At 54.9% G+C, this 23,862-nt stretch carries 24 protein-coding genes; 18 read left to right on the forward strand and 6 right to left on the reverse strand.

Features of this window, described 5'->3' with window-relative positions; translation table 11 throughout:
• Positions 1-150 precede the first annotated feature (150 nt).
• The 7 genes from J7J49_RS15820 (at position 151) to J7J49_RS15850 (ending at position 6,950) form a co-directional block, all read left to right on the forward strand.
• A complete protein-coding gene (locus J7J49_RS15820; protein ID WP_215093943.1) occupies positions 151-1,323 on the forward strand; it encodes an ABC transporter substrate-binding protein in 1,173 nt (390 codons plus the stop codon).
• 67 nt (positions 1,324-1,390) lie between these two features.
• The gene (locus J7J49_RS15825; protein ID WP_215093945.1) at positions 1,391-2,251 is read left to right on the forward strand and encodes a branched-chain amino acid ABC transporter permease; all 861 of its coding nucleotides are present in this window, start codon (positions 1,391-1,393) and stop codon (positions 2,249-2,251) included.
• 12 nt (positions 2,252-2,263) lie between these two features.
• The gene (locus tag J7J49_RS15830; protein WP_215093947.1) at positions 2,264-3,328 is read left to right on the forward strand and encodes a branched-chain amino acid ABC transporter permease; all 1,065 of its coding nucleotides are present in this window, start codon (positions 2,264-2,266) and stop codon (positions 3,326-3,328) included.
• A gap of 3 nt (positions 3,329-3,331) precedes the next feature.
• A complete protein-coding gene (locus J7J49_RS15835; RefSeq protein WP_215093949.1) occupies positions 3,332-4,099 on the forward strand; it encodes an ABC transporter ATP-binding protein in 768 nt (255 codons plus the stop codon).
• A complete protein-coding gene (locus J7J49_RS15840; protein WP_215093951.1) occupies positions 4,096-4,827 on the forward strand; it encodes an ABC transporter ATP-binding protein in 732 nt (243 codons plus the stop codon). The genes J7J49_RS15835 and J7J49_RS15840 overlap by 4 nt, the downstream gene beginning before the upstream one ends.
• An 82-nt stretch (positions 4,828-4,909) precedes the next feature.
• On the forward strand, positions 4,910-6,109 hold the full coding sequence (locus tag J7J49_RS15845; RefSeq protein ID WP_215093953.1) for a benzoate/H(+) symporter BenE family transporter: 1,200 nt from the start codon (positions 4,910-4,912) through the stop codon (positions 6,107-6,109).
• A 37-nt stretch (positions 6,110-6,146) separates the two neighbouring features.
• Positions 6,147-6,950, forward strand: a complete 804-nt coding sequence (locus J7J49_RS15850) for a universal stress protein (RefSeq protein WP_215093955.1) — start codon at positions 6,147-6,149, stop codon at positions 6,948-6,950.
• Between the two features lie 19 nt (positions 6,951-6,969).
• Here the strand turns inward: J7J49_RS15850 and J7J49_RS15855 are convergent, their stop codons facing one another.
• Positions 6,970-7,872 (reverse strand): LysR family transcriptional regulator, encoded by a 903-nt coding sequence (locus J7J49_RS15855; protein WP_215093957.1) that lies wholly within the window; start codon positions 7,870-7,872, stop codon positions 6,970-6,972.
• 253 nt (positions 7,873-8,125) lie between these two features.
• Here J7J49_RS15855 and J7J49_RS15860 point away from each other — a divergent pair, with 253 nt between their 5' ends.
• Positions 8,126-8,569: a universal stress protein gene (locus J7J49_RS15860; protein WP_215093959.1), complete on the forward strand. Its 444-nt coding sequence runs from the start codon at positions 8,126-8,128 to the stop codon at positions 8,567-8,569.
• A 140-nt stretch (positions 8,570-8,709) separates the two neighbouring features.
• Positions 8,710-9,234 carry a large-conductance mechanosensitive channel protein MscL gene (mscL, locus tag J7J49_RS15865; RefSeq protein WP_064235740.1) on the forward strand — a complete coding sequence of 175 codons (525 nt, stop codon included), beginning with the start codon at positions 8,710-8,712 and terminating at the stop codon, positions 9,232-9,234.
• Positions 9,235-9,288: 54 nt separating this feature from the next.
• On the opposite strand, the gene J7J49_RS15870 is transcribed toward mscL, so the two are convergent.
• Together J7J49_RS15870 and J7J49_RS15875 are read right to left on the reverse strand one after the other, a co-directional pair.
• Entirely contained in the window at positions 9,289-10,566 is a 1,278-nt protein-coding gene (locus J7J49_RS15870) for a heme biosynthesis HemY N-terminal domain-containing protein (protein ID WP_064235739.1), read from the reverse strand.
• Positions 10,563-11,567, reverse strand: coding sequence for a uroporphyrinogen-III C-methyltransferase (locus J7J49_RS15875; protein WP_165603394.1), 1,005 nt, complete (start codon positions 11,565-11,567; stop codon positions 10,563-10,565). The genes J7J49_RS15870 and J7J49_RS15875 overlap by 4 nt, the downstream gene beginning before the upstream one ends.
• Positions 11,568-11,592: 25 nt before the next feature.
• Here J7J49_RS15875 and J7J49_RS15880 point away from each other — a divergent pair, with 25 nt between their 5' ends.
• Entirely contained in the window at positions 11,593-11,940 is a 348-nt protein-coding gene (locus J7J49_RS15880; protein ID WP_215093961.1) for a hypothetical protein, read from the forward strand.
• Between the two features lie 165 nt (positions 11,941-12,105).
• On the opposite strand, the gene J7J49_RS15885 is transcribed toward J7J49_RS15880, so the two are convergent.
• Both J7J49_RS15885 and hemC read right to left on the reverse strand, forming a co-directional pair.
• Positions 12,106-12,885 carry a uroporphyrinogen-III synthase gene (locus J7J49_RS15885; RefSeq protein WP_215093963.1) on the reverse strand — a complete coding sequence of 260 codons (780 nt, stop codon included), beginning with the start codon at positions 12,883-12,885 and terminating at the stop codon, positions 12,106-12,108.
• Entirely contained in the window at positions 12,882-13,826 is a 945-nt protein-coding gene (hemC, locus tag J7J49_RS15890) for a hydroxymethylbilane synthase (protein ID WP_064235736.1), read from the reverse strand. The genes J7J49_RS15885 and hemC overlap by 4 nt, the downstream gene beginning before the upstream one ends.
• A 135-nt stretch (positions 13,827-13,961) precedes the next feature.
• On the opposite strand from hemC, the gene J7J49_RS15895 reads away from it, so the two are divergent.
• From J7J49_RS15895 to J7J49_RS15930, 8 genes are all read left to right on the forward strand, one after another.
• Entirely contained in the window at positions 13,962-16,751 is a 2,790-nt protein-coding gene (locus J7J49_RS15895) for a bifunctional diguanylate cyclase/phosphodiesterase (protein ID WP_215093965.1), read from the forward strand.
• A 97-nt stretch (positions 16,752-16,848) separates the two neighbouring features.
• Entirely contained in the window at positions 16,849-18,252 is a 1,404-nt protein-coding gene (argH, locus tag J7J49_RS15900; protein ID WP_215093967.1) for an argininosuccinate lyase, read from the forward strand.
• A complete protein-coding gene (lptM, locus tag J7J49_RS15905; RefSeq protein WP_215093969.1) occupies positions 18,249-18,389 on the forward strand; it encodes an LPS translocon maturation chaperone LptM in 141 nt (46 codons plus the stop codon). The genes argH and lptM overlap by 4 nt, the downstream gene beginning before the upstream one ends.
• A 33-nt stretch (positions 18,390-18,422) precedes the next feature.
• Positions 18,423-19,694, forward strand: a complete 1,272-nt coding sequence (gene lysA, locus J7J49_RS15910) for a diaminopimelate decarboxylase (RefSeq protein ID WP_215093971.1) — start codon at positions 18,423-18,425, stop codon at positions 19,692-19,694.
• Positions 19,694-20,527 carry a diaminopimelate epimerase gene (gene dapF / locus J7J49_RS15915; protein WP_215093973.1) on the forward strand — a complete coding sequence of 278 codons (834 nt, stop codon included), beginning with the start codon at positions 19,694-19,696 and terminating at the stop codon, positions 20,525-20,527. The genes lysA and dapF overlap by 1 nt, the downstream gene beginning before the upstream one ends.
• A 90-nt stretch (positions 20,528-20,617) precedes the next feature.
• Positions 20,618-21,328 carry a DUF484 family protein gene (locus J7J49_RS15920; protein ID WP_064235731.1) on the forward strand — a complete coding sequence of 237 codons (711 nt, stop codon included), beginning with the start codon at positions 20,618-20,620 and terminating at the stop codon, positions 21,326-21,328.
• Positions 21,321-22,277 (forward strand): tyrosine recombinase XerC, encoded by a 957-nt coding sequence (locus tag J7J49_RS15925; protein ID WP_215093975.1) that lies wholly within the window; start codon positions 21,321-21,323, stop codon positions 22,275-22,277. The genes J7J49_RS15920 and J7J49_RS15925 overlap by 8 nt, the downstream gene beginning before the upstream one ends.
• A 13-nt stretch (positions 22,278-22,290) precedes the next feature.
• Positions 22,291-23,040, forward strand: a complete 750-nt coding sequence (locus J7J49_RS15930) for an HAD family hydrolase (RefSeq protein WP_215093977.1) — start codon at positions 22,291-22,293, stop codon at positions 23,038-23,040.
• Between the two features lie 7 nt (positions 23,041-23,047).
• On the opposite strand, the gene yihA is transcribed toward J7J49_RS15930, so the two are convergent.
• Entirely contained in the window at positions 23,048-23,686 is a 639-nt protein-coding gene (yihA, locus tag J7J49_RS15935) for a ribosome biogenesis GTP-binding protein YihA/YsxC (RefSeq protein ID WP_064235728.1), read from the reverse strand.
• Between the last annotated feature and the right edge of the window lie 176 nt (positions 23,687-23,862).

The raw sequence follows: 23,862 nt of genomic DNA on the forward strand, positions 1-23,862 counted from the left end.
ATCACAAGAAAAGTCGTGCAGCTGAATAACGACTATATCCATCAGGTTATCGACGTATATCACGTGTGACTTGATAAGACAGGGATGTCGCTTATTGCTGTATTCGTAGCCAAAACAACTTCATAACAACTGAACCCTGGTGAAAATATAATGAAAACATTTAAAAAGACCTCCCTAGCCACTCTCCTTAGTGCCACTGCCATGCTGTCAGCAGGGAGTGTCGTTGCCAATGAAGATCCGGTGAAACTTGGCTTGATGCTTCCCTATTCAGGCACCTACACAGCCCTTGGAGAAGCCATCACTAATGGTTTGAAATTGGCCATTGAGGAAGAGGGTGGCCAGTTGGGTGGTCGTGATGTGGAATACATTGAACTTGATTCAGAAGCTGACCCATCTAAAGCGCCTCAAAATATGAGTCGTTTGGTCAATGGCGACGATGTGGATTTCGTCATTGGGCCCGTACACTCAGGCGTTGCTATGGGCATGCTGCGAGTGGCTAAACAGACCGGTGCGATTACCATTATTCCTAATGCGGGGCTAGGCGCTGCGACTAATGAGCTGTGCATGCCGAACGTTTTCCGCACCTCGTTCAGCATGTGGCAGGACAGCTACCCGATGGGCAAAGTGGCTTACGATCAAGGGCACCGCAAGATTGTAACCATAACTTGGGATTACGCAGGTGGAAAGGAAGATCTCGCTGGTTTTGAGGAGGCGTTTACCGCTGAAGGCGGTGAAATCGTCCAGCAAATTTTAGTGCCTTTTCCTAGCACTGAGTTCCAGAGTTACCTGACGCAAATCGCCAGTTTAGCACCAGATGCGGTCTACACCTTCTTTGCCGGTGGCGGCGGGGTGAGCTTCGTTAGGGATTATGCAGCAGCAGGACTCAAAGAGAGTATTCCGCTGCTAGGGTCAGGCTTCCTTACCGAGGGTAATTTAGCGGCTCTGGGTGATGCCGGGGAAGGCGTGATGACCACGCTACACTACGCCGAAACCCTCGAAAATGATGCCAACAAATCCTTCGTTTCAGCCTACGAAAATGCCTACGGAGAAATGCCTGATACCTATGCGGTACAGGGCTATGACACAGGCATGATGCTGATCCAAGCGCTCTCTGTATTGGGTGGCGATACGTCAGATCAAGAACGCTTGATAGATGTATTAGCCAATGTCCAATTGGAAAGCCCGCGTGGGCCTTTAAGCTTCTCTAACTCCCACCACCCCATCCAAAATGTTTACCTGCGAGAGATCCGCGACGGCAAGCATGAAGTCGTCAGCATCGCTTCCGAGAATCTAGAAGTACCCGATGAAGCTTGCCAAATGTAACGGCATCTTTATGCACTATGGGGCGGGCATCTAGCCCGTCCCTCACTCTGATTTTCGGAGGGATCTCATGGATCTCGCATTTTTCAGCGTACAGCTCCTTAACGGCCTGCAGTACGGCCTGCTACTTTTTTTGATTGCCAGCGGTTTGACGCTGATCTTCGGCATTATGGGGATTATTAATCTCGCCCATGGCGCCATGTATATGATCGGTGCTTATTTGGTCTATGACCTCACACTCCGACTGGGCAATTTTTGGCTCGCCATTCTGGTGGCCATCCCCATCGCGATTGCACTAGGGCTCATCATTGAGCGTTTGTTTCTCGATACGCTTTATAAGCGCGATCATCTATATCAGGTCCTACTGACGTTTGGGCTGATTTTAGTACTCAACGAAGCGCAGCGGATTATCTGGGGGGGCGATGTGCATCGTATTCCAGTGCCCGCGCCTTTTGATACCAGTATTCAACTCACCGACAACCTTCAGTACTCGGTCTACCGGCTCTTTGTGATGGGGGTCTGCTTAGCATTAGCAGGCGTGATCTATTGGGTTATTCGCCATACGCGCCTGGGCATCATCATTCGTGCTGGTGCAGTGAATCGCGACATGGTGGAAGGTTTAGGGATCAATGTAAGAACCCTCTTTACGCTTATCTTTAGCGTTGGGGTCGCACTGACTGCCTTCGCTGGAATGATCGCCGCACCGCTTACGTCCATCGCGCCAGGTATGGGCGATAGCATCCTCATTACCTGTTTTGTGGTCGTGGTCATCGGCGGCATCGGTTCTATCAAAGGGGCTTTCTGGGGCGCCATTCTGATTGGCATGGCCACCACTTTTGGTTCGGTTCTGATTCCAAGTCTTGCCAGCATGGTGATCTATCTGATCATGGCCGCCGTCTTGTTGGTTAAGCCACGCGGCTTGTTCGCTTGAGGAGAGTGAGAAATGTTACATAGATACCCCAAGCGTGTTGCTTTCATTATGTTGGCTTTAACAGCTCTTGTAGCGCTATTTCCTCTTTGGGGAGAAGCGGTATTTGGCAGCAAAGCTGATTTTTATTTAGAAAAACTGACGCTGATGCTGATTTTGGCCCTGTTCGCGATGAGCCTGGATTTACTCGTTGGCATGATTGGCTTAGTGAGTTTAGGGCACGCCCTGTTTTTTGGACTTGGCGCTTATACGTTGGCATTGGCTAGCCCGGATTTCAGTCCAGCATCAATGTGGTGGATGCTGCCACTGGTAATGGGCGTGTCAGCTCTTGCCGCTTTAATAGTGGGGCTACTGGTCATTCGCACCAATGGAATTTTCTTCATCATGACCACCCTGGCGTTTGGTCAGATGCTTTATTACTTCATTAGCACCTCACAGTTTGCAGGGGGTACTGATGGTGTCTTCATTATGTTCCGCCCAAGCGTCACTGTTGGTGAGAACACGTTAGTCGATCTTGATAACCCTTATAGCTTCTTCTACTTCTGTTTGGGGACGCTGGTGATCGGGTATTTCTTTTTACGCTGGCTGACCCACTCCTACTTTGGGCAGGTGCTTGACGGTATCCATGACAACGAACACCGTATGCAGGCCCTTGGTTACGCCACCGGCGGCTACAAGCTGGTGGCCTTTGTTATCGCAGGGGTAATGGCGGCAATAGCCGGGATGCTAGCGGCAATGCAGTACGGTTTTGCGAGTCCCGCACAGCTTGGTTGGCACACCTCTGGAGAAGTGTTAATGATGCTGATTTTAGGCGGCATGGGAACCGTTTTTGGCCCCATTTTAGGCGCCTTTGCCTATGAAATTCTGCTCTACCTCTACGAACATGCCACCACTCATTGGCCAATACTGATGGGGCTAACCATCATCGTGGCCGTATTAGTGTTACCACGCGGTATTGCTGGCTTGATTATTGCGCCGCCCTGGCAGCGCAAGCACCCCGCGAATGCTGAAACGCTCGAAACAGAAAATTCGTCTGCACGAGCCTCCTCTCAACCCGTCACACAGAGTAAGGAGGACTGAGCAATGCGCGATGAAATTGTATTAGCTACCCATGGTTTAACCCGTCGCTTCGGGGGTTTAGTGGCCGTCAACGATGTTGATTTTGATGTTAAATCCAACGAAATACACGCCATTTTGGGGCCTAATGGCGCGGGTAAAAGCACGTTGATTAATCTTCTCTCCGGGGAGATCCCCCCATCTGAAGGGCAGGTGCTCTATCACGGCGACCCAATCCAAGGCAAAAGCGCTCGCCACATTGCGCGTATGGGTATCGGTCGCAGTCATCAGAAGACCAATATCTTCCCGCGTCTCAGCTGTCTGCAGAACTGTGAATTAGCTGCGCGTATTCATATGGGCGGCGTGTTTGGCAGTTGGCGTTCCCGACAAACAGCCCGCAAGGTTAGCGAGCGTGCTCAGGAAGTGCTTGATACCTGCCAATTGACTCACCGTGCTTATACGACGGCAGCTGATATGAGCTATGGCGAACAGCGGCAACTGCAGATCGCCATGGTGCTGGCGACGGCACCGTCGCTGATGCTACTCGATGAGCCGATGGCGGGTATGGGACGCGAGGAAACAGTCCAGGTAACCGAATTGCTCGCGAGCCTTACGGATCGCTATACCTTGGTTTTGATTGAGCACGATATGGACTCGGTGTTCCGACTGGCTGATCGTATCACCGTCATGGTTGATGGCTGCGTTTTGGAAAGCGGACCGACTGAACAAATACGCACCAGCGAACAGGTACGCGATGTCTACTTGGGGCGTCATGATAAAGGGGCAACCGCATGAGCGTAGAAAACACCACTTCTCCATTGGTTGAGGCGCGCGGACTGCATACTTATTACGGTGAGAGCCATATTTTACATGGGGTAGATTTGACCCTGATGCCCGGTGAGACGCTGAGTCTCTTGGGCCGTAACGGAATGGGCAAGACCACGACGCTGAAGTCGATTCTTGGCTTTGTGCCGCCACGACGGGGAGAGGTCTTTATCAAAGGTATCTCCGCAACGAAGCGCCGGCCTTGGCAACTGATTCGACAAGGCATCGGCTACGTGCCGGAGGGACGCGGTATTTTTCCAGGGATCAGCGTGCGTGAACACCTTATTATGGCTGCACGTCCTAACGCGCGTGGAGAGACCCCTTGGACATATGAGCGCGTCTTGGATACGTTCCCGCGGTTAGGGCAACGTATTAATCACGATGGTTCTTTTCTATCAGGTGGTGAGCAGCAGATGCTTTCCATTGGCCGCGCGCTGACCACAAACCCCGACCTGATGATCCTTGATGAAGCGACCGAAGGACTCGCGCCGCTGATTCGTGACGAGATTTGGAAAATCATCCATGACATTAAGGCGACCGGTATTTCGACCATCATTGTCGATAAAAATATCGATAACTTACTCGATATAGCGGAAAAACACCTGCTACTGGTCAAAGGTGAAGTGGTCTATAGCGGCGATTCTAAGGGGCTGAAAGACAACCCATCGATACTCGAAACCCATCTCGGCATCGCTTAATAATCTGGCTCCGGCAAGCAAGTGCTTGTCGGAGCTGATGTTGGCTATTAGTCAAATTTAACGACATTGGGAAGTTTGTAGTATGCAATTTTATAAGCAATTGCACAGGGATTGGTCGATTCCGGCGATTACGGCTGGTTTTGTGGCCGTGCTGATCTCTTACTCTGGTCCGCTCGCTATCTTTTTTCAGGCGGCTCAAAGCGCCGAAATATCGAACGCGATGATGACATCGTGGGTCTGGGCCATCTCTATGGGGGCTGCTGTTTCAGGTATTTTGCTTAGCCTTTGGCTGAAGGTGCCCGTAGTGACCGCTTGGTCGGCACCAGGTACTGCTTTGTTGGTAACCTTATTCCCAGGGCTGTCACTCAATGAAGCGGTAGGCGCCTACTTAACCGCGGCATTGATCATTTTCGTGATCGGTATCACTGGCTCCTTTGATCGTATTATTCAGATGATTCCTCCCGGTATCGCTAGCGCGATGATGGCGGGTATTCTCTTTCAGTTTGGCGTAGGTATCTTTGTCTCATTGGAGAGCGTGCCAGCGTTGGCGATTGGTATGATTATCGCTTATCTCATATTTAAGCGGCTAACGCCGCGTTATAGCCTAGTGCTCTTGTTGGTAGTTGGCGTCGTTTTGGCTGTCGTTTTAGAAGGCGCAAGCCTGGAGGGCGTTTCTATACAGCTTGCCGAGCCGCAGTTCATCCGTCCTGTGTGGACATGGGAGGCTACCTTGAGCCTGGCCATCCCGCTGGTATTGGTTAGCCTCACAGGCCAGTTCTTGCCAGGTATGGCGATCATGCGCAGTTCTGGCTATAACATGGCGGCTAAGCCGATTGTCACGTTGACTAGCCTGACCTCCTTTGCGACAGCCTTTTTCGGTGGCATCACCACAGTGATCGCGGCGATTACGGCGGCAATTTGCACCAGCAAAGAAGCGCACGAAGATCCCGACAAGCGTTACGTGGCCGGAGTGGCCAATGGCGTCTTCTACCTAATCGGTGGCACTTTCGCAGGCACTATCGTGCTGCTCTTTACCTCGCTGCCCAGTGAATTTGTCGCTGTACTGGCGGGTTTAGCGTTGATTGGCGCTATTTCAAGCAATGTCAGTGCGTTTGCCGCCGAAAAAAATCACCTGGAGGCCTCAGTCATTACTTTTATTGCCACGGCATCGGGAGTTAGTTTCTTAGATTTGGGCTCTGCTTTTTGGGGAGTGGTTGTTGGGGCGCTTGCCTACAACCTCTTGCACCGTCGTTTTCGTTCGCTTAAGCGTAAAAACCAATAACAATAGTCACTACTGTGGCGGTAGTAGGAGTATAACCATGGAAAAGATTTTTGTGGCGCTTGACGATAGTGAAGCCTCTATAGGTTCACTGGTATTTGGCCAGAGGTTAGCAGCACAGTTAGAAGTGGATATAAGCGTTATCTCAGTGGTACCAGGAAAAGATAATATCGCCGCAAGGCAATCTCAGTTGCAATCGCTTATGTCGGCTCACCATTTGGAAGCAATAGCGCTTGACGTGGTTGCCCATGAGAGTGCCAAGGCGTATCTCGGTGAGCTTGCCAGCCGCGATGATGCTGGACTATGCATGATGGCCCACGGTCGCCGTCCGGTGCCGGAAATGCTGATTGGAAGCGTCACTGCTGGTGTGGTGCGTCGAGCCCATCGTCCGGTTTACTTGTGCGGACCTCGTTACGACAGCCGTGTTCATCAGCGTATTGACGTATTAGCCGTGTGTGTCGATGGCTCTAAGCTCTCTGAGCATATGCTGCCGCATATGGCATCCCTATCTAAGCGCTTGGGCGCGCGTTTTCAACTGCTGCAAGTGATTGATACTTCGGTGGCCAGAAAGCCAACGGCGCTAGGTCATACGGATGTGATGGAATCAGCCTACTTAACCGCTTTGGCGCGTCGTGTCGAGAGTGAACAAGCGATTGAGGTTGATTGGGAGGTGCTGCATGGCGACCCGGCCGACTCTATCGTCAGTTACTTAGCTGATAGCCACAACACTATGCTCGCAATGACGACCCATGGCCGCAGTGGCCTTTCGCAAGTGGTTGCTGGCAGTGTTAGCCATGAAGTGCTGCACGAAGCTACTTGCCCTGTGGCTGTACTGCGGCCTTGAGTTGCTTGGATAATGGCCGTTATGGGTAGCGTCCAGAGCGGCGATTTTCAACAAGCACATCTAAAATAGCGTTTGCTTCCAGCATTAGCGAAGAGGGTTTTTCTCCGCGGCGACGGCTACAGATAACAGGTGAGGTAATAGTCTTGTCTGCCAGTGGTACATAACAAATGCCATCCCGTTGAACGCGTTTTACCTGTTCTGGAACCAGCGTAATTCCGATACCTGAGGCCACCAAGCTAAGTGCTGTCTGAACCTCGTTTGCTTCCTGTACCACTTCGACCTTTAAGCCCTGGCGTCGGAAGATCCCTAACACCATGTCCGCGAGGCTTGGCCGTGGTTTCGCTGGGAAGAGTATGAGTGGATAGCGAGCTAGTTCTTCACAGCTAGGGGTCGTGCCTGCTAACGGATGCCCGCTGGATAAAGCTGCAATTAACGGTTCATCGAAGAGTATCTCCTGTTCGACGTCTGGGTCATCGATGCGTAAACGCCCAAAACCCATATCAATGCGGCCAGCTTTAAGTGCCTGAATTTGTTGTACTGTCGTTAGTTCTGCCAGTGAAAGCTCGACATTATCCATTCGGCGTAAATCACGAACAAGCATAGGAAGCTGCCCGTAGAATACAGAAGGCACAAAACCAATACCGAACAGGGCGCGTTTACTACGTGCCATGTGCCTTGTCGCATCAATGGTCACTTCTACTTTCTCTAATATCTGCAGAGCATGCTGCTGAAAAAAAACACCAGATGATGTGAGCCGCAAGCCTCTGGAGCTTCGCTCAAATAACTCCGCACCCACTTCTTGCTCTAATTGCTTTATTTGGCGCGAAAGTGGAGGCTGAGACATGTGTAAGCGCTCAGCAGCAGAGGTAAAATTAAGCTCTTCAGCCACAATGCAAAAGTACCTAAGGTGGCGTAGTTCCATGATACCTCCAAGGTATGAGCGGCTACTTAAATAATATTGGTTTTGTCATTCTGCTGCTTTCAAGCTGGCTGCAATCTGACGTGCGGAAATTGCTTGCGTGACATGAGCCCGTGCGTTGTTTAGCAGTATATCTTGAGTCTTCTTAATTCAGCTAAATAATGGTTACAACGCTACCAGTATTTAACTGTTTAAAAGCTAAATATTGTCTAAGACTTTAGTTTCAACAAAGCACATAAATAGGATTGAATCAGCTATGTATAATCGCATTTTAGTTCCGATTGATGGCTCTGAAAACGCTCAACAAGCGTTGTCAGTAGCCTGTAAGCTGTTGAGTGAGAATTCCTCAACGCTTTATTTATTACACATCCCGGAAGCCTTAGCATATCCCACCACGCTAGTTTGGGGTGTCGGTGCCCTGAATGCTGAAGCTACCTTTTCTGAACGTGAAAAAGCAGGAGAGCAGTTGCTGATGCAAGCTGCTCAGTCAGCGCAAGATCAGGGTGCTCAGCAAGTAGAAAAGAAACTGGTACAAGGTGATCCGGTAAGGGTGATACTCGATACTGCCAATGACCAGGGCATAGATACGATTGTGATGGGGAGCCGTGGATTAAGTGACTTAGCGGGCGTCGTTATTGGAAGCGTTTCGCACAAAGTGAGCCACTCCGCTAAATGCCGTGTGATTTCAGTAAGTCATTAAACGTTGATATCAGCGAGTGACTATCCACAGGCTCCAACCTGAATAAATTTACTTGCCGCCTAACGTACCGTCGCCCATGCTCTTAATTGAATGAAATGACGCTGGGTATTGGCTAAAACGAAACGTTGGGACGTTTGAAAATGGCAAAGTTTTTTCAGGAATTCCGTGAGTTTGCGGTAAAAGGTAACGTCGTCGATATGGCGGTGGGGATTATTATCGGCGGGGCATTTACGCTAATTGTGCAGAGCCTGGTGGCGGACGTCATGAACCCGCTGATTGGTTTGCTGGTGGGCGGGGTCGACTTTTCAAATCTATTTGTGGTGTTGCGGCCAGGGAGTGTGGCTGGCCCTTATGCCACGCTGGCGGATGCCCAGGCGGCAGGGGCGGTAACGCTAAATGTTGGGCTGTTTATCAATGCGGTGGTGAGCTTTACGATTGTCGCCTTTGTCGTTTTTCTATTGGTGCGCACCATTAACCGGTTAAAGCGCGAAGAGGCGGTGGCCCCGGCAAGCCCGACAGAGCAGCCTTGCCCTTATTGTTTGATGGTGGTGCCGATCAAAGCCACCCGCTGCGGTCACTGCACAGCAACGCTTTCTCAGCCAGTCGTGGCTGAAGCGCCGGTTGAGACCACCATGCCACCCCAAACGCCGCCAGCCAAACCTTGACTCACTAAAAAGGGCGCCTAAAAGGCGCCCTTGAATGTTATACCAGAAGCTCAATTAGGCGCTTTTCTTGATGGTTTTACTCTCTTTTTGCTTACTGTCTGGTTTTTTGCTGTCGTTAGCATCGCTGGGTTGCGGTAGTGATGGCAGCGATTTAGCCAGCATTTCAACGCTGTGGCGGTAGTAGAGCTGGCTCTTATTATGCTCGCCAAGGCTTGCATAAAGGCGCGCAAGCTCAGCGCAAACTTCGCCATTGGGGCGCTGACGCTGGCTGGCTTCAAAGTACTCTAGCGCCTTTTGCCACTGGCCGATGCGTAGCGAGAGGCGGCCGCAAGCGAGCAGCAGCTCTGGATCGTTGGGACGCTCCTGCAGCCATTTTTCGGCTTTTACAAGTTGGCGAGCGGCGTCCACATTTAGCAAGCCGTAGCGTTTTACTAAACGTGCGTCCCAATGGTTATCCAACGAGTGGTTGAGCAGACGTTCGGCGATGGGCTCTTCGTTGGCCTGAATCAGCGCCTCGGTATAGAGTACGATCAGCTCGGTATTGCCGCGCAGGTAGTCGGGCATATCGGCCCAAAGGCCACGCACCCGCTCGATGTTGGTGGGGTTTTGCGCCTCAAATACGATGAGTTCACGGTAGGCTTTAAATTCCAGCTGCTCACGCTCTTGCTGAGTGATGAGCTTCTGCGCCGCGAGGCGTGGAATCAAACGCCGTAAACCTTCCCAATCATTGACGCTTAAATGTACCTGTTTGAGTAGTTTGAGCACCTGCGGGTGATTAGAAAGCTTTTTATCCAGACGATTAAGAATCGCCAGCGCCTCTTCCGGCTGCTGGCGCTCAATCATCATTTGCGCCTGCATCAAGCCTACTGCCGTGTCGGCGCCGTCGGTGGTTAGCTCCGCTTGATTCAGGTGCTCCTGGGATTTGCTGTGATGGCCCTGGTAATGGGCGGCCAGCGCTGCGGATAGGTAGTTAACCAGCGGTGTGCTGGAGTCATCGGCGGCGTTAAGCAGCGTTTTCTCCGCTTTTTTCCAGCGCCCCTCGGTCAACGCTACCAAGCCACGCACGGTGCGCTGCATGGCGCGACGGTTGCGGGCACGGCTGTTCCAACTGCGAAAGCGTCCCATGGGGCGAATAATGCCGCTGAGCAGGCGCAGCACAAAGTGTAGGACGATAAAGGCGGCAAACAGCAGCACCAGACCAAACCAAAACGAGGTTTGGATGGAAGAGTCGCCCACGCGGATTAGCCAGTAGCCGGGCACCGACATCATCAGGTGCCCAAACAGAGCCCCGACGGCGAGGCCTGCGACAATGAGGAGAACAAGCTTTCTCATGCATCACCTCCGCTTTGGCCACGTGTCTCATAGCGGTTCTCGATAAAGCGTGCGAGTTCCTGCTGTGAAGCGCTGATATCGGGCAGCTCCGGCTTTACCTCGGCCTGCTTTAGCTCTTCAAGGCGCGTAATAACGCTTTGTGTCTCTTCGCGCGTGGTGTCGTAGTAGTCGTTCAATAGCTGTAGTGCTTTATCGATACTCGCGTCATAAAGCGCTTTTTCTTCGTTGAGCAGGGCTAACTGCGTCTGCTCCAGCACCAGGCGTAGGCTCTGGCGCAGGTAAGACTCTTGCTCTGGCGTAATCAGCGCTTCCAGGGCTTCGTCGTGATGACGGATCACTACCAAGTCTTTGAGCTCTTCACCGAAGCGCGCCAGTTGGCGTTGGAAAGTGCCGGTGGGCGGCTCTTCGATGCTAGAGGTTACCGCCTGCTCTTCAATTTCTTGGGAGAGACGTAAGCTAGAAATACGCTGCTGCTGTGCATTGAGTGCTAAATAGAGGCCGGTGCGGTCAATCTGGGGGACAGCGTCTAGAGCGGCTAGCTCATTGGCAATCGCTTCGCGTACAGGGGTCAACGCGGGGTTATCAGCATCAACCAGGCGGGCGTCGGCGGTACGCAGCAGTGCTGCCGCGCCATCTACGTCGCCTTCAAGCTGTAGGCGCTGGTTGGCCAAACGCAGCAGGTAAGCCGCTTCGGCATGCAGCCACTCGCGTTCGTCGGTGTCCTGCTCTTGAGAGAGCTGATCCAGCACTTGGCCCAGGGTCTCATCGACGTCGCTGCGGTAGCTGTCAAATTCATCACGCAGGTCACCCAGTGTGCTCTGCAGCGCTTCATCGCGCTCGGCTTCACCGCTATCCAGGCGTGATTCAAGGTCGCTAACCGCCTGTTGCGAGGCGCTACCCTCAGTCTGTTGCGCCAGTTCGTCGAGGCGCTGCTGCTGACTATCCAGGCGTTGCCAACCTTGCCAAGCGACGAACACCAAGGCAATTGCCAGGATAACCACCAGGGCAATCGCGAGACCGCCACTTTTGCCGCCTCCGCTTTTGCCACCACCGCTCTGGCTGCTGCCTTTGTGGCCAGTGGGCGGCGTGGTGCCCGCCGATGACTTGTCGCTGGTCGGCTTTGACGAGGCGGCGTTTGAAGATGGCGAGCTCGAAGCTGACCCACTTGAGGAAGAGGGGCTTGGTTGCGCTGAACTCGGTGAAGCTGATGCAGGGCTAGTGGCGCTCTCTTTAGGTGTGCCAGGGGCGCTTGCATTGCTTGTCGTGGTATCTGACGGTTTAGCCGTGCTGGTAGCGCTGCTAGCAGCGGTTGAACTCGCAGCTGGCGAGCCCTTTCCACGCCGCCGCGACCGACTATTTTTAGCATCGCTCTGAGCAGGTGTTGTTGAGCTCGGCGTTGCGGTCGGCGTGTTGGGCTCAGTCGCGTCGGTCGTGGAAGCTGCTTTGTCGGTCGTTTTAGGGACGCCTTGGGAGGCATCGGCGGACGTGGGTTGTACATCGTCCTGATCGTTTACTTGTTTGCTCATGTGTCGCTAGCCCTTAGTAAGTTCCTTGATCGACATCGGCACCCTGTGGGTCGCAGGTCTCCAACGCCGCTATCAACGCAGCTGGCGTAGCTCCGGACGCCACCTTAAGGTCACAAAAACCCAGTATGCCAGCCAGTGTAGCCAAACGGCGACTGGAAACGATTAGCGGTTGGTTCAAGGCCGCCTGATTACACCATTTTGCCAGATGTTCCAGCAGTTCGCTGCTGGTGACGATCAACGCCCGGTAATTACCTGAAAAAAAGCGCGTTTGCAGAGTGGGAGCGAGGGGTTGGAGCGTGCGTCGATACACCGCCACCCGCGTTATCTGAGCCCCTCGCTCGGCAAGCGTTTCAGCGATCAGGGTGCGGCCTCCTTCTCCTGCCACCAGTAGAATGCGCTGGTGTGCTAACTGCTGTAGCGAGGCGAGCGCAAGTAGCGCTTCGCTGGTATCTTCACCGGCACTCGGCGAAGGCACATGCACGCGCACTCCCAACTGATCATAAAGCGTCGCCGCGGTGGTGCTGCCAACGCTGTAGTAATCGATGCCAATGGGCAGTTGTGGCCAGAAGCGATCCAATGCTTCGCTTAAACACGTCGCCGCAAAGGGGCTGATGACAATTATCTTATGGTACTGATCAATATCCAGCCAGATTTGCCGCATCGCGGGGTCTTCTGGCAAGGCTTCAAGTTGCATCACGTTCAGTGATTCAACGCTCTCGCCCCGTTCACGTAGCGCAGCGGCAAGTGCTTCTCCGCGCTTGCCTGGGCGACAGATCAGTACTGGCTGGTTCATATGGCGCGACCATAAACCTCAGCTAGAATTTCGCCAGCGCCCTGGTCAAGTAGATCTTCAGCAACGCGAATACCCAGCGCTTCAGGTTCGTGCATTGAGCCGCTGCCTTCAGCACGCAGCACTTCAGTGCCTTCAGGATTGCCAACTAAGCCGCGTAGCCACAGGGTTTCATTGGCGGTGTCCAGCACCGCATGGCCTGCAATGGGCACTTGGCAGCCGCCCTCTAAACGGGTATTCATGGCCCGCTCGGCGCGCACACGCGTTGCGGTGTCGGCGTCATCCAGCGGGGCTAACAAGGCTATCAGTTCGGGATCATGCAGGCGGCACTCAATGCCTAACGCGCCTTGACCGCAGGCGGGCAAGCACACTTCCGGCGGCAGTGCCTGGGCAATCCGCTCATCCAAGCCTAAACGTTTGAGGCCAGAGGTCGCCAGGATGATGGCGTCGAATTCGCCCGCATCTAATTTGCCTAGCCGGGTTTGCACGTTGCCACGCAGGTTAAGAATTTGCAGGTCGGGGCGGGCTTCTCGCATCTGCAACCCGCGCCGTAGGCTGGCGGTGCCAATGCGAGCGCCTTCGGGAAGCTCATCCATACTGGCGTAGTGATTCGAGACAAACGCATCGGTAGGGTCGGCGCCCTCTAAAATGACCGAAAGGCCCAGCCCTTCAGGGAAGTGCATCGGCACATCCTTCATCGAGTGGACGGCAATGTCGGCGCGACCATCCAGCATGGCATCTTCCAACTCTTTGACGAATAGACCTTTGCCGCCAATTTTAGATAGCGGCGTATCAAGAATTTTATCGCCCTTGGTAGACAGCGCCACAAGCTCGACCTCAAGGCCGTCGTGGGCCGCCATTAAGCGGTCGCGAACGTACTCCGCCTGCCACATGGCCAATTGGCTTTTACGCGTGGCAATGCGCAGTTTGGTGATTGATAGCACGTTATTCTCCCTATACCGCAGACACGGCGAGTCAAGCTATGATAAATGTCATCATAAAGCACCGAACGCCACAGTAAAAATAACGGAACTCATTATGCTCACGTAACGTGTTTTATTTGTTCCCTAGGAAATCTTATGTCTTTAGTGTTGCCCCAAGGTCAGCTTGACCAATTTTTCCTGCTTTCGCAGGATCTGTTCTGCTGTATTGACTTTGAAGGCACGCTGCTGCAAGTCAATCCAGCCTTCGAGACACTGCTAGGGTATTCATCCGAAAAATTAATCGGGCGTGCCTGTGGCGTTGTGGTGAATTCCCTTGATCATCCCGTCATCGAGCGGGCGCTAAAGCGAATGCATCAAGGAGAAAAGGTCATTCCTTTCGAGGTGCGCGCCGTTTCCGCAACCGGCAAACAGCATTGGCTAGAAGTGACGGCTTCATTTGGCGAAGGGGTGATTTACGTAATCGCCCGGGTGATTACGCGCCGTAAAGCCGCCGATGAGCAGTTGCTGCGCAACCAACGCCTATTCAAAATTGCCGGTGAAACCGCGCTGATTGGCGGTTGGTATGTCGATATGGCGGATGGCAAGCCAATTTGGTCAGATGAGCTCAGCCATATCCACGGTATGCCCGCTGGGTTTCAACCCAGCGTTAAAGAGGCGTTCGCTTTCTATGCACCGGAGTCGCGAGAACGCCTGCTGGCGGCATTCAATGCCTGCTGTGAGCACGGCGTAAGTTTTGATAGTGAGTATGAGGTGATTACCCGCCAAGGTAAGCACCTTTGGGTTCGGGCCATTGGTAAAGCGGTATGCGATGACGAGGGGCGCATCATTCAGGTGCAGGGAGCGTCGCAGGATATTACCGAGCAAAAGCAGCTGCGCGAAGAACTCACCCAGCTTGCGCACCGGCTTACCATGACCCTCGATAGCATTACCGACAGTTTTTTTACCCTGGATACTGATTGGCGTTTTAGCTACGTTAATCGTGAGGCTGAGCGCACGTTGAAGCGCAGTGAAGGCGAACTGCTAGGCCAGCATATTTGGCAGATCTTTCCTGACGCCGTGGGCAGCAGATTTCAGAAAGAGTATCAGCGTGCCGCGAGCCAACAAGTAGCGGTGCATTTTGAGGCGTTCAATCCGCGGCTCAATAGTTGGCTTGAGGTGCACGTATACCCTTCAACTGAGGGGCTTGCGGTCTATTTTCGCGATATTAACGAGCGTAAATTGACCGAGCACCAGCTAAAACTGCTGGAGCGTAGCGTTGAGTCAAGCACCAATGGCGTCATCATTGTCGATGCGCAACGTGCTGATTGGCCAATTGTGTATGTCAATGCCGCCTTTGAGCGCATTACCGGCTATTCGCGCAGTCAGGTACTGGGGCGTAACTGTCGTTTTCTACAAGGAAATGAGACCGACCCCGCCACCATTAAGCAGCTACGGGAGGGGGTTACCGAACAGCGCGAAGTACACGTGGTCATACGCAACTATCGGCGTGATGGCACGGTTTTTTGGAACGACCTGTACATTTCGCCTGTTCTCGATGAAAACGGCCAAGTAACCCACTTTATTGGCGTTCAGAACGATATTTCTGAACAGCGCGAATATCAGGCCCAGCTTGCCCATAACGCCCACCATGATGCCCTGACAGGACTGCCCAACCGTCTGCTGCTAGGTCAGCGTTTAGAGCAAGGGTGCGTGGTGGCGCGCCGCTACCAGCGCTACATAGCCGTGCTGTTTATTGATCTGGACGATTTTAAGCCGATCAACGATACCTTGGGCCATGAAGTGGGCGATTTTATTCTGGTCGAGGTTGCCAAGCGCCTGGAGAATGAGCTGCGCCCCTGGGACACTGTGGCACGTTTTGGCAGCGACGAATTCGTCGTGCTGCTGCCAGATCTGGCCCACCAAAATGATGTGATACAAGTGGTAGAGCGGGTTCTTCAGGGGCTTTCACCACCTTACTCGTATCGTGGCAGCGAGCTGCGCATCACCGCCAGCATCGGCATTGCCATCAACGATGGCAGCATAAAAAAACCACGCCAGCTTATCCAGCAAGCGGATTTGGCAATGTACAAAGCCAAACGGCGTGGGCGCAATACCTATCACTGGTATACCGAAGACTTGAATCGCAAGGTAAGCGAGCGGGTCAGCTTGCGCAGTGCACTACAGCACGCCATTGAGCAGCAGCAGTTTGAACTTCATTATCAGCCGCAAATCCACGCCCCAAGTGGTCGCGTGGTTGGCGTTGAGGCGCTGATCCGTTGGCCGCACCCTGAGCGCGGTAATATTCCGCCGTCAGATTTTATTAGCCTTGCCGAGGATACCGGCCAGATCATTCCCATCAGCGAATGGGTGTTGGCCACCGCTTGCCGCGATGCCCAGCAGCTTAATGGCCTGGGGTTAGGTGAAATCACTATGGCGGTCAATATCTCGCCGATGCAGTTTCAACGGCCCGGTTTTTTCGCCTCAATTGAGCAGGTGCTGGCTAGCAGCGGCCTCACGTCATCGCTGTTAGAGCTGGAACTGACCGAGAGCGTTCTGATGGACAGTGCCGAACAAGCGATCCAGGCGTTAAAGAGTTTGCGTACGCTGGGGGTTCAAATTGCGCTAGATGACTTTGGCACCGGCTTCTCTAGCCTAAGCTACTTAAAACGCTTACCGATTAACCGCATCAAGATTGACCGCTCCTTTGTGCGCGATGTGATCTCCGACCGCCGTGACGCCGCCATTATCGACGGCGTTGTCGCCATGGCAAACAAAATGGGGCTGGAGGTGCTGGTCGAGGGCGTAGAAGAAGCCGAGCAATTTAACTACCTTCAGCAGCGCGGCTGTGACTATTTCCAGGGCTACTATTTTGCCCGCCCCATGCCCCTCGATGCCCTGCGCGAATTTTTGCACAATCCACCGGCGGTCATACCGTCACACTCTTAGCCCCTGCATAAATAAAAACGGCGTGCCGCTGACCGGGGCGACTCTGGTACACTTTCTGCTAACGACTCCTTTGTTTTGTCAGCAGGAAATATCTTCGATGAGCCAAGCCACGAATCAGTCTTGGGGCGGTCGCTTTAGCGAGCCCACCGATGCCTTTGTTGCACGCTTCACCGCGTCAGTTAATTTCGACCAGCGCCTGGCCCCCCAGGACATCCAGGGCTCCATCGCCCACGCCACTATGCTGGCTCGGGTCGGGGTGCTCACCGATGATGAGCGTGATGCGATTATTAACGGTCTGAACGAGATTCAGGGCGAAATCGAGCGCGGCGAGTTTAACTGGTCGGTGCCGCTGGAAGACGTGCACATGAACATCGAAGCGCGGCTGACCGAAAAAATTGGCATAACCGGTAAGAAGCTCCACACCGGGCGTTCGCGTAACGACCAGGTCGCCACCGATATCCGCCTGTTTATGCGCGATGAGATCGATGTGATCGAAGTGGAGCTGAAACGCCTGCGTGAAGGCATGATCGAACTGGCTGACCGCGAAGCCGAGACGATTATGCCCGGCTTTACCCACCTGCAAACTGCCCAGCCGGTCACCTTTGGCCACCATATTCTTGCTTGGCAAGAGATGCTGGCTCGCGACCACGAACGCCTGTTGGACTGCCGCAAGCGCGTCAACGTAATGCCGCTGGGCGCTGCCGCCCTGGCCGGCACTACCTATCCCATCGACCGCCACGTGACCGCAGAGCTACTAGGCTTTGACCGCCCGACGGAAAATTCCCTGGATGCAGTCTCCGATCGTGACTTCGCCATCGAATTTACCAGCTTTGCCAGCATCCTGTTGATGCACCTGTCGCGCATGAGCGAAGAGCTGGTGCTGTGGACCAGCGCCCAGTTCAATTTTATCGATCTGCCCGACCGCTTCTGCACCGGCTCATCCATCATGCCGCAGAAGAAAAACCCCGATGTGCCGGAGCTGGTGCGGGGTAAAACCGGTCGCGTGTATGGCCACCTGATGTCGCTGTTAACACTGATGAAATCACAGCCGCTGGCCTACAACAAAGATAACCAGGAAGATAAAGAGCCGCTGTTCGATGCGGTAGATACCGTGCGTGATTGCCTAAAAGCCTTCGCCGATATGGTGCCCGCCATTGAGCCCAAAAAAGCCAGCATGTATGAAGCGGCGCGGCGTGGTTTCTCCACTGCGACTGACTTGGCCGACTACCTGGTGCGCAAAGGCGTGGCCTTCCGCGATGCCCATGAAATCGTCGGGCAGTCGGTGGCTTATGGCCTGAAAACCGAAAAAGACCTGTCCGAGATGAGCCTAGAAGAGCTCCAGCAGTTCTCCGACATCATCGAGCAAGATGTTTTCGAGGTGTTAACCCTGGAAGGCTCGGTCGCCGCCCGAAACCACATTGGTGGCACCGCACCCAATCAGGTGCGGGCGGCCGCTCAGCGAGCTCGTGAGGCACTGGCTGCGCTCAAGGCGGGCGCATGAAAGCACTGGCTATCATGGCCTTTTCGGCACTGCTGTTCGTTAGCTTGGCAGGCTGTGGGCAAAAAGGGCCGCTGTATTTGCCGGACGATGCACCCGCCACCGAACCGTCTGGCCAGCCGTCTGAGCCCTCTGAATAGAGCGTTGCAGGCCGAGGAGAAGGGGAGAGCACCATGGATTACTTTAATTACCGCGATGGCGTGCTGTACGCCGAAGATGTGCCGCTGTCACGGATTGCCGACGAGCACGGCACGCCCTGCTATGTCTACTCAAAAGCGACCTTTGAACGTCACTTTCGCGCCTATACCGAAGCGCTGGGTGGTCACCCGCACCTGATTTGTTACGCGGTGAAGGCTAACTCTAACCTGGCCGTGCTGGGCCTGTTGGCCAAGCTGGGGGCGGGGTTCGATATTGTTTCCATCGGCGAGCTTGAGCGCGTGCTTAAGGCGGGTGGCGATCCGGCGAAGGTGGTATTTTCAGGCGTTGCCAAGCAGCCCCATGAAATGGTTCGTGCGCTGGAAGTAGGCATTAAGTGTTTTAATGTTGAGTCACGCCCCGAGCTTGAGCGCTTGAATCGCGTCGCCGGTGAGCTGGGCAAAATAGCGCCGGTTTCGTTGCGGGTGAATCCGGATGTAGACGCGGGCACCCATCCGTATATTTCCACCGGTTTGAAAGATAATAAGTTCGGTATCCCGGTCGATGAAGCGCTGGATGTCTACGAACTAGCGGCAAGTCTGCCCAATCTGCAGGTAAAAGGCCTTGATTGCCACATTGGCTCGCAGCTTACTGAAACGGCGCCGTTTTTAGATGCGCTGGATCGCCTGCTGATGCTGATGGAGCGCCTGCGTGAGCGCGGTATCGAAATCGACCACCTCGATTTAGGCGGCGGTTTAGGCGTGCCCTACCGCGATGAAAAACCGCCCCAGCCGTTTGATTACGCCAGCCAACTGCTGGCGCGGCTTTCCCGCTGGGAAGGCGGCGAGCAGCTCACCTTGTTGTTTGAGCCAGGCCGTTCGATTGCCGCTAACGCCGGTGTGATGCTGACCCGAGTGGAGTTTTTAAAGCCCGGCGAGACCAAGAACTTCGCTATTGTCGATGCGGCCATGAACGACCTGATTCGCCCGGCCTTGTACCAAGCCTGGCAGGCGATTGTGCCGGTGGATACCCGCCAAGCGCGGGAAAGCGCCTATTACGACGTGGTGGGCCCAGTGTGTGAAACAGGCGACTTTCTGGGTAAAGAGCGTGAGTTGGCGATTGCCGAAGGTGATCTGCTGGCGGTGCGCTCGGCAGGTGCCTACGGTTTTGTTATGGCGTCGAACTACAACAGCCGCCCGCGTGCCGCCGAGTTAATGGTCGATGGCGACAACTGCCACCTAGTGCGCGCGCGGGAAACCGTTGCCAGTCTATGGGCGGGTGAAGCGCTGCTGCCCGAAGGGAGGCGCTAATGCTGTTACACTTCACCAAAATGCATGGCCTGGGCAATGACTTTGTCATGGTGGATCTGGTCACTCAGCGCGCGCGGCTGGACGAAGCGCAAATTCGCGTGCTAGCCGACCGACGCTTTGGCATTGGCTTTGACCAGCTATTGGTGGTCGAACCGCCCCGCGATCCGGAGATGGATTTTCGCTACCGCATTTACAATGCCGACGGCAGTGAAGTGGAAAATTGCGGTAACGGCGCGCGCTGTTTTGCTCGCTTCGTGCGCGACCAGCGGCTAACCCATAAGCATGAAATTCATGTGGAAACTGCCGGTGGGCCCTTGGTACTCACCGTTCAGCACGATGGTATGGTACGCGTGGACATGGGCCGCCCGCGGTTTAGCCCTCTGGCGCTGCCGTTCGATGCGCCTGGTGATCAGCCTCTTCACCCACTTGAAGTGGGCGATGAAACGCTGCAGATCGGCGTGGTCTCTATGGGCAACCCCCACGCGGTGATGCAGGTCGACAATGTGGATGATGCCCCGGTCGAGCGCCTCGGGCCCTTAGTAGAGGCGCACCCGCGTTTTCCCAAGCGTGTTAACGTGGGCTTTATGCAGGTGCTCTCGCCCAGTGAAATCCGCTTGCGCGTGTATGAACGTGGCAGCGGTGAAACGCTGGCCTGCGGTACCGGTGCCTGCGCCGCGGTAGCCAGTGGCATTCGTCAGGGGCTGCTGAAAAGCCCGGTAAAAGTCCATTTGCCCGGTGGAGAGCTCAGCATTGAGTGGCCTGACCCTGAAGGGGCGCTAACCATGGTGGGGCCGGCCACACGCGTCTTTGATGGACGCATAGCTCTTGGTTAATTAATTCTTGGTTAAGTAGCCTTGGTTAAGTGGCTCTTGGTTAAGCAGTGCTGGGTTAAGTAGTACCCCATTAATTCGAGGAGAACGGCGATGTCTCAAGCCCCCGAACCCCGCAAGACGCTCGAGCCTGATCAAGTGGCGTTCTGGCTGGCGCGCCATCCCGATTTTTTCGTCGGCCGTGAAGGGCTGCTCCAGCAACTGCAGGTGCCCCACCCGCATATCGACGGGGCGGTGTCACTGCTCGAGCGCCTGGTGTTAGACCTACGCAAGCGTGCTGAAACCGCTGAAGGTCGCCTGGAGCACCTGCTGGAGACCGCCCGCCATAACGAGTCCCAGTACCGCCGGCTGCGCGAAACCTTGATCGCGTTGGTAGAAGCGCCTGATCGCGATGCACTGGCGCAAGCGCTGGCTACCCAGCTTAGCGAGCGCTTTGAAACCCCGGCCACGGCGTTGTGGTGCCCTGCCACGTTAAGCGACAGTGAACCGACGCCCCCTCAGCCGCCGCGCCATGTGTTGGATCAGTACGCTAGCACGCGGCTGTCGGCGCTGTTGGATGGCCGCACCAGCCGCTGCGTTAAGCTAAGCGTTAGCGACTGGAAGTGCCTGATACCCCATGTCAAAGCACCCCGCAAAGCGGGTTCCTGCGCTATTTCGCGCCTCTCAGCGGGCGACTCCTTGGGCTATTTACTGCTAGCCAGCCCCAGCCCTGATGCTTACCGGGCCAGTATGGACACGCTGTTCACCGAGTACTTGGGCGATATCGTCGCGCGGCTGCTGGTGCGTCTGGGCGATCATGGCTAAATCGCCGCTAGATGAGCCATCCCTGGTTGAGACGCCGATAGCCAAGCGCGTTGAGGCCTTTCTAGCGATGCTGGCGTCCCATGCAAGCCCTGCCACGGTGGAGGCTTATCGGCATGATCTGGCGGCGCTATGTACCTTCACAGAGCGCCGCGAAGTGACGGATCCCACGGCGCTAGATACCGCACTGCTAAGGGCGTTTTTGGGCTCAGAGCGCAGCCGCGGCTTGGCGCCTAGAAGCTTGGCTAGGCGTCGGGCGGCACTGTCACGTTTCGCTGATTACTTGGTTAAGCAGGGCGTACTGGTGGATAACCCGGTGGGCTTACTGCGTACGCCTAAGCAGCCCAGCCACCTGCCGCGCCCAGTGGATGTCGATGCGCTGGCGCGCTTTCTTGATACACCCCACGACGGTTCGCCCTTGGGCGTGCGCGATCAGGCCATTCTTGAACTGTTTTACTCCAGCGGCCTGCGCTTAGCGGAGCTGGCGGCGCTTGATTTGGGCGATTTACAGAACAGCCGGGTAAGGGTGATCGGCAAAGGCGGTAAGCCGCGTCAGGTGCCGGTAGGGCGCCGTGCCCAGCAGGCGCTGGCTGAGTGGCTAGGGTGTCGTTCCGTGCTCGCACCTATTAACGAGCAGGCGCTATTTGTGGGCCAGCGCGGACAGCGCTTGGGCCATCGCGCCATTCAAAAGCGCTTAGCGCAGCTGTCGCTTGCCCGGGGCCTGCCCGAGCATTTGCATCCTCACCGTTTACGCCACTCCTTCGCCAGCCACCTGTTGGAGTCGAGCCAGGATTTACGCGCCGTGCAGGAGCTGCTGGGGCACGCCAATTTGTCGACCACACAAATCTATACCCGGCTTGATTGGCAGCATCTGGCGACCAGCTACGATGCAGCGCATCCTCGGGCTAAAAGAAGCCCCAGTCCCGGCAACGGGGACAATAGAACCAAATAGCCCAGGAGCAAACATGACGATGCTGAAGGCAATTACCTTCGATTTGGATGACACGCTTTGGGATAACCACGGGGTGATGGCGCGTACCGAGGAGGGCCACTATCGCTGGCTTCTGGAGGCCCTTCAGACATGGCGAGCGGCACGCCAGGAAACCGCCCTTGCGTTATCCCATGAAGAGGGCGGGCTGGATTACCTTCAGCGTCGTCAACAGTTGGCTAAAGAAGTGCCTGAACGGCGGGGTGACTTCACTTGGCTACGTTTGCGCGCCCTGGAGGCCCAGTTAGAAGACGCAGGCCTGCACCGCAGTGCTGCGTTGATGTGGGCATCAGCGGCGATGAATGAGTTTCACCGCCTGCGCGTGCAGGTCACCCCCCACCCGGAAGCGGCTGGTTTGCTGGCCACCTTGGCGGAGCGCTACCAGTTGGCGGCGATCACCAACGGCAATATTCATCTTCAACGTCAGCCGCTGGCTAGCTACTTTCCGGTCGCCATTGCGGCGGGCGAGTTACTGGCGCCCAAGCCGGATCCTACGCCGTTTCTCACCGCGCTCTCGCGCTTAAACGTGGCCCCTGAACGCGCCATGCACGTGGGCGACTCCTGGCAGGAGGACGTGCTGCCCGCTCAGCAACTGGGTATGCACGCGGTATGGATTTCTGAAACAGAGGAGCAGACGTTGCCGCCGCGTGTGTATCGCATAGCCCATATTAAAGAGCTACCCAACGTGCTTGATACGTTAGAAAAGACGTTAGAAAAAAGTGACTAGAGGGGCGTCATTCGGGCGGCGTATACAGCCACTGATTGAGCTTCTGTGACAGTGTATCGACGCCGTCGCGCTTGAGAGAGGAGAATAGTTGAACGGAGACGAGATCTTCCCACTCCTTCAACTGCGAGCGTACTTTTTGCAACGCCGCGCTGGCAGGCCCTCTTTTCAGCTTGTCGGCTTTGGTGAGCAAAATATGCACCGGCATGCCGCGCTGGTCGGCATAGTCGAGCATCATTTGGTCGAACTCGGTGAGCGGGTGGCGTACGTCCATTAGCAGTACTAAGCCGCGCAGACTAAAACGGTTGCGCAGGTACTCGGCAAGGTGTTTTTGCCACTCTAGTTTGACCGCCTCCGGTACCTTGGCGTAGCCGTAACCCGGCAGGTCGACCAAACGCCGCGCCTCGTCGTTCATCACGCTGAAGAAGTTGATCAGCTGGGTGCGCCCCGGCGTGCGCGAGGTGCGCGCTAACGCATTTTGTTGCGTTAGTGCGTTGATAGCACTGGATTTGCCCGCGTTTGAACGCCCGGCAAAGGCGACTTCTGCGCCGGTATCATCCGGGCATAGGGCCAGGGTGGGGGCGCTGATAAGAAAGCTTGCTGTCGGGTAGTTCAGCCGAGGGACTAGGCTATCATGGGGGGTAGTCATGGGGTTGATCCTGAAAAACGAACATAAAAACGGCCTACTCTGCGCACTATCACCTCTTTATCGCCTCATCATCAGGTAAAGTAGAGCGCATAATAGCGACTCATGATAAAGAAATGAGAGCAGTACCGCGACGAATTACCCCTAAAGCAGTCCAGCACTTGCATTCCCGCCGCTGG

It is taken from the genome of Halomonas sp. ISL-56 (genome assembly GCF_018612805.1).
In the GTDB taxonomy this organism is placed as follows: domain Bacteria; phylum Pseudomonadota; class Gammaproteobacteria; order Pseudomonadales; family Halomonadaceae; genus Vreelandella.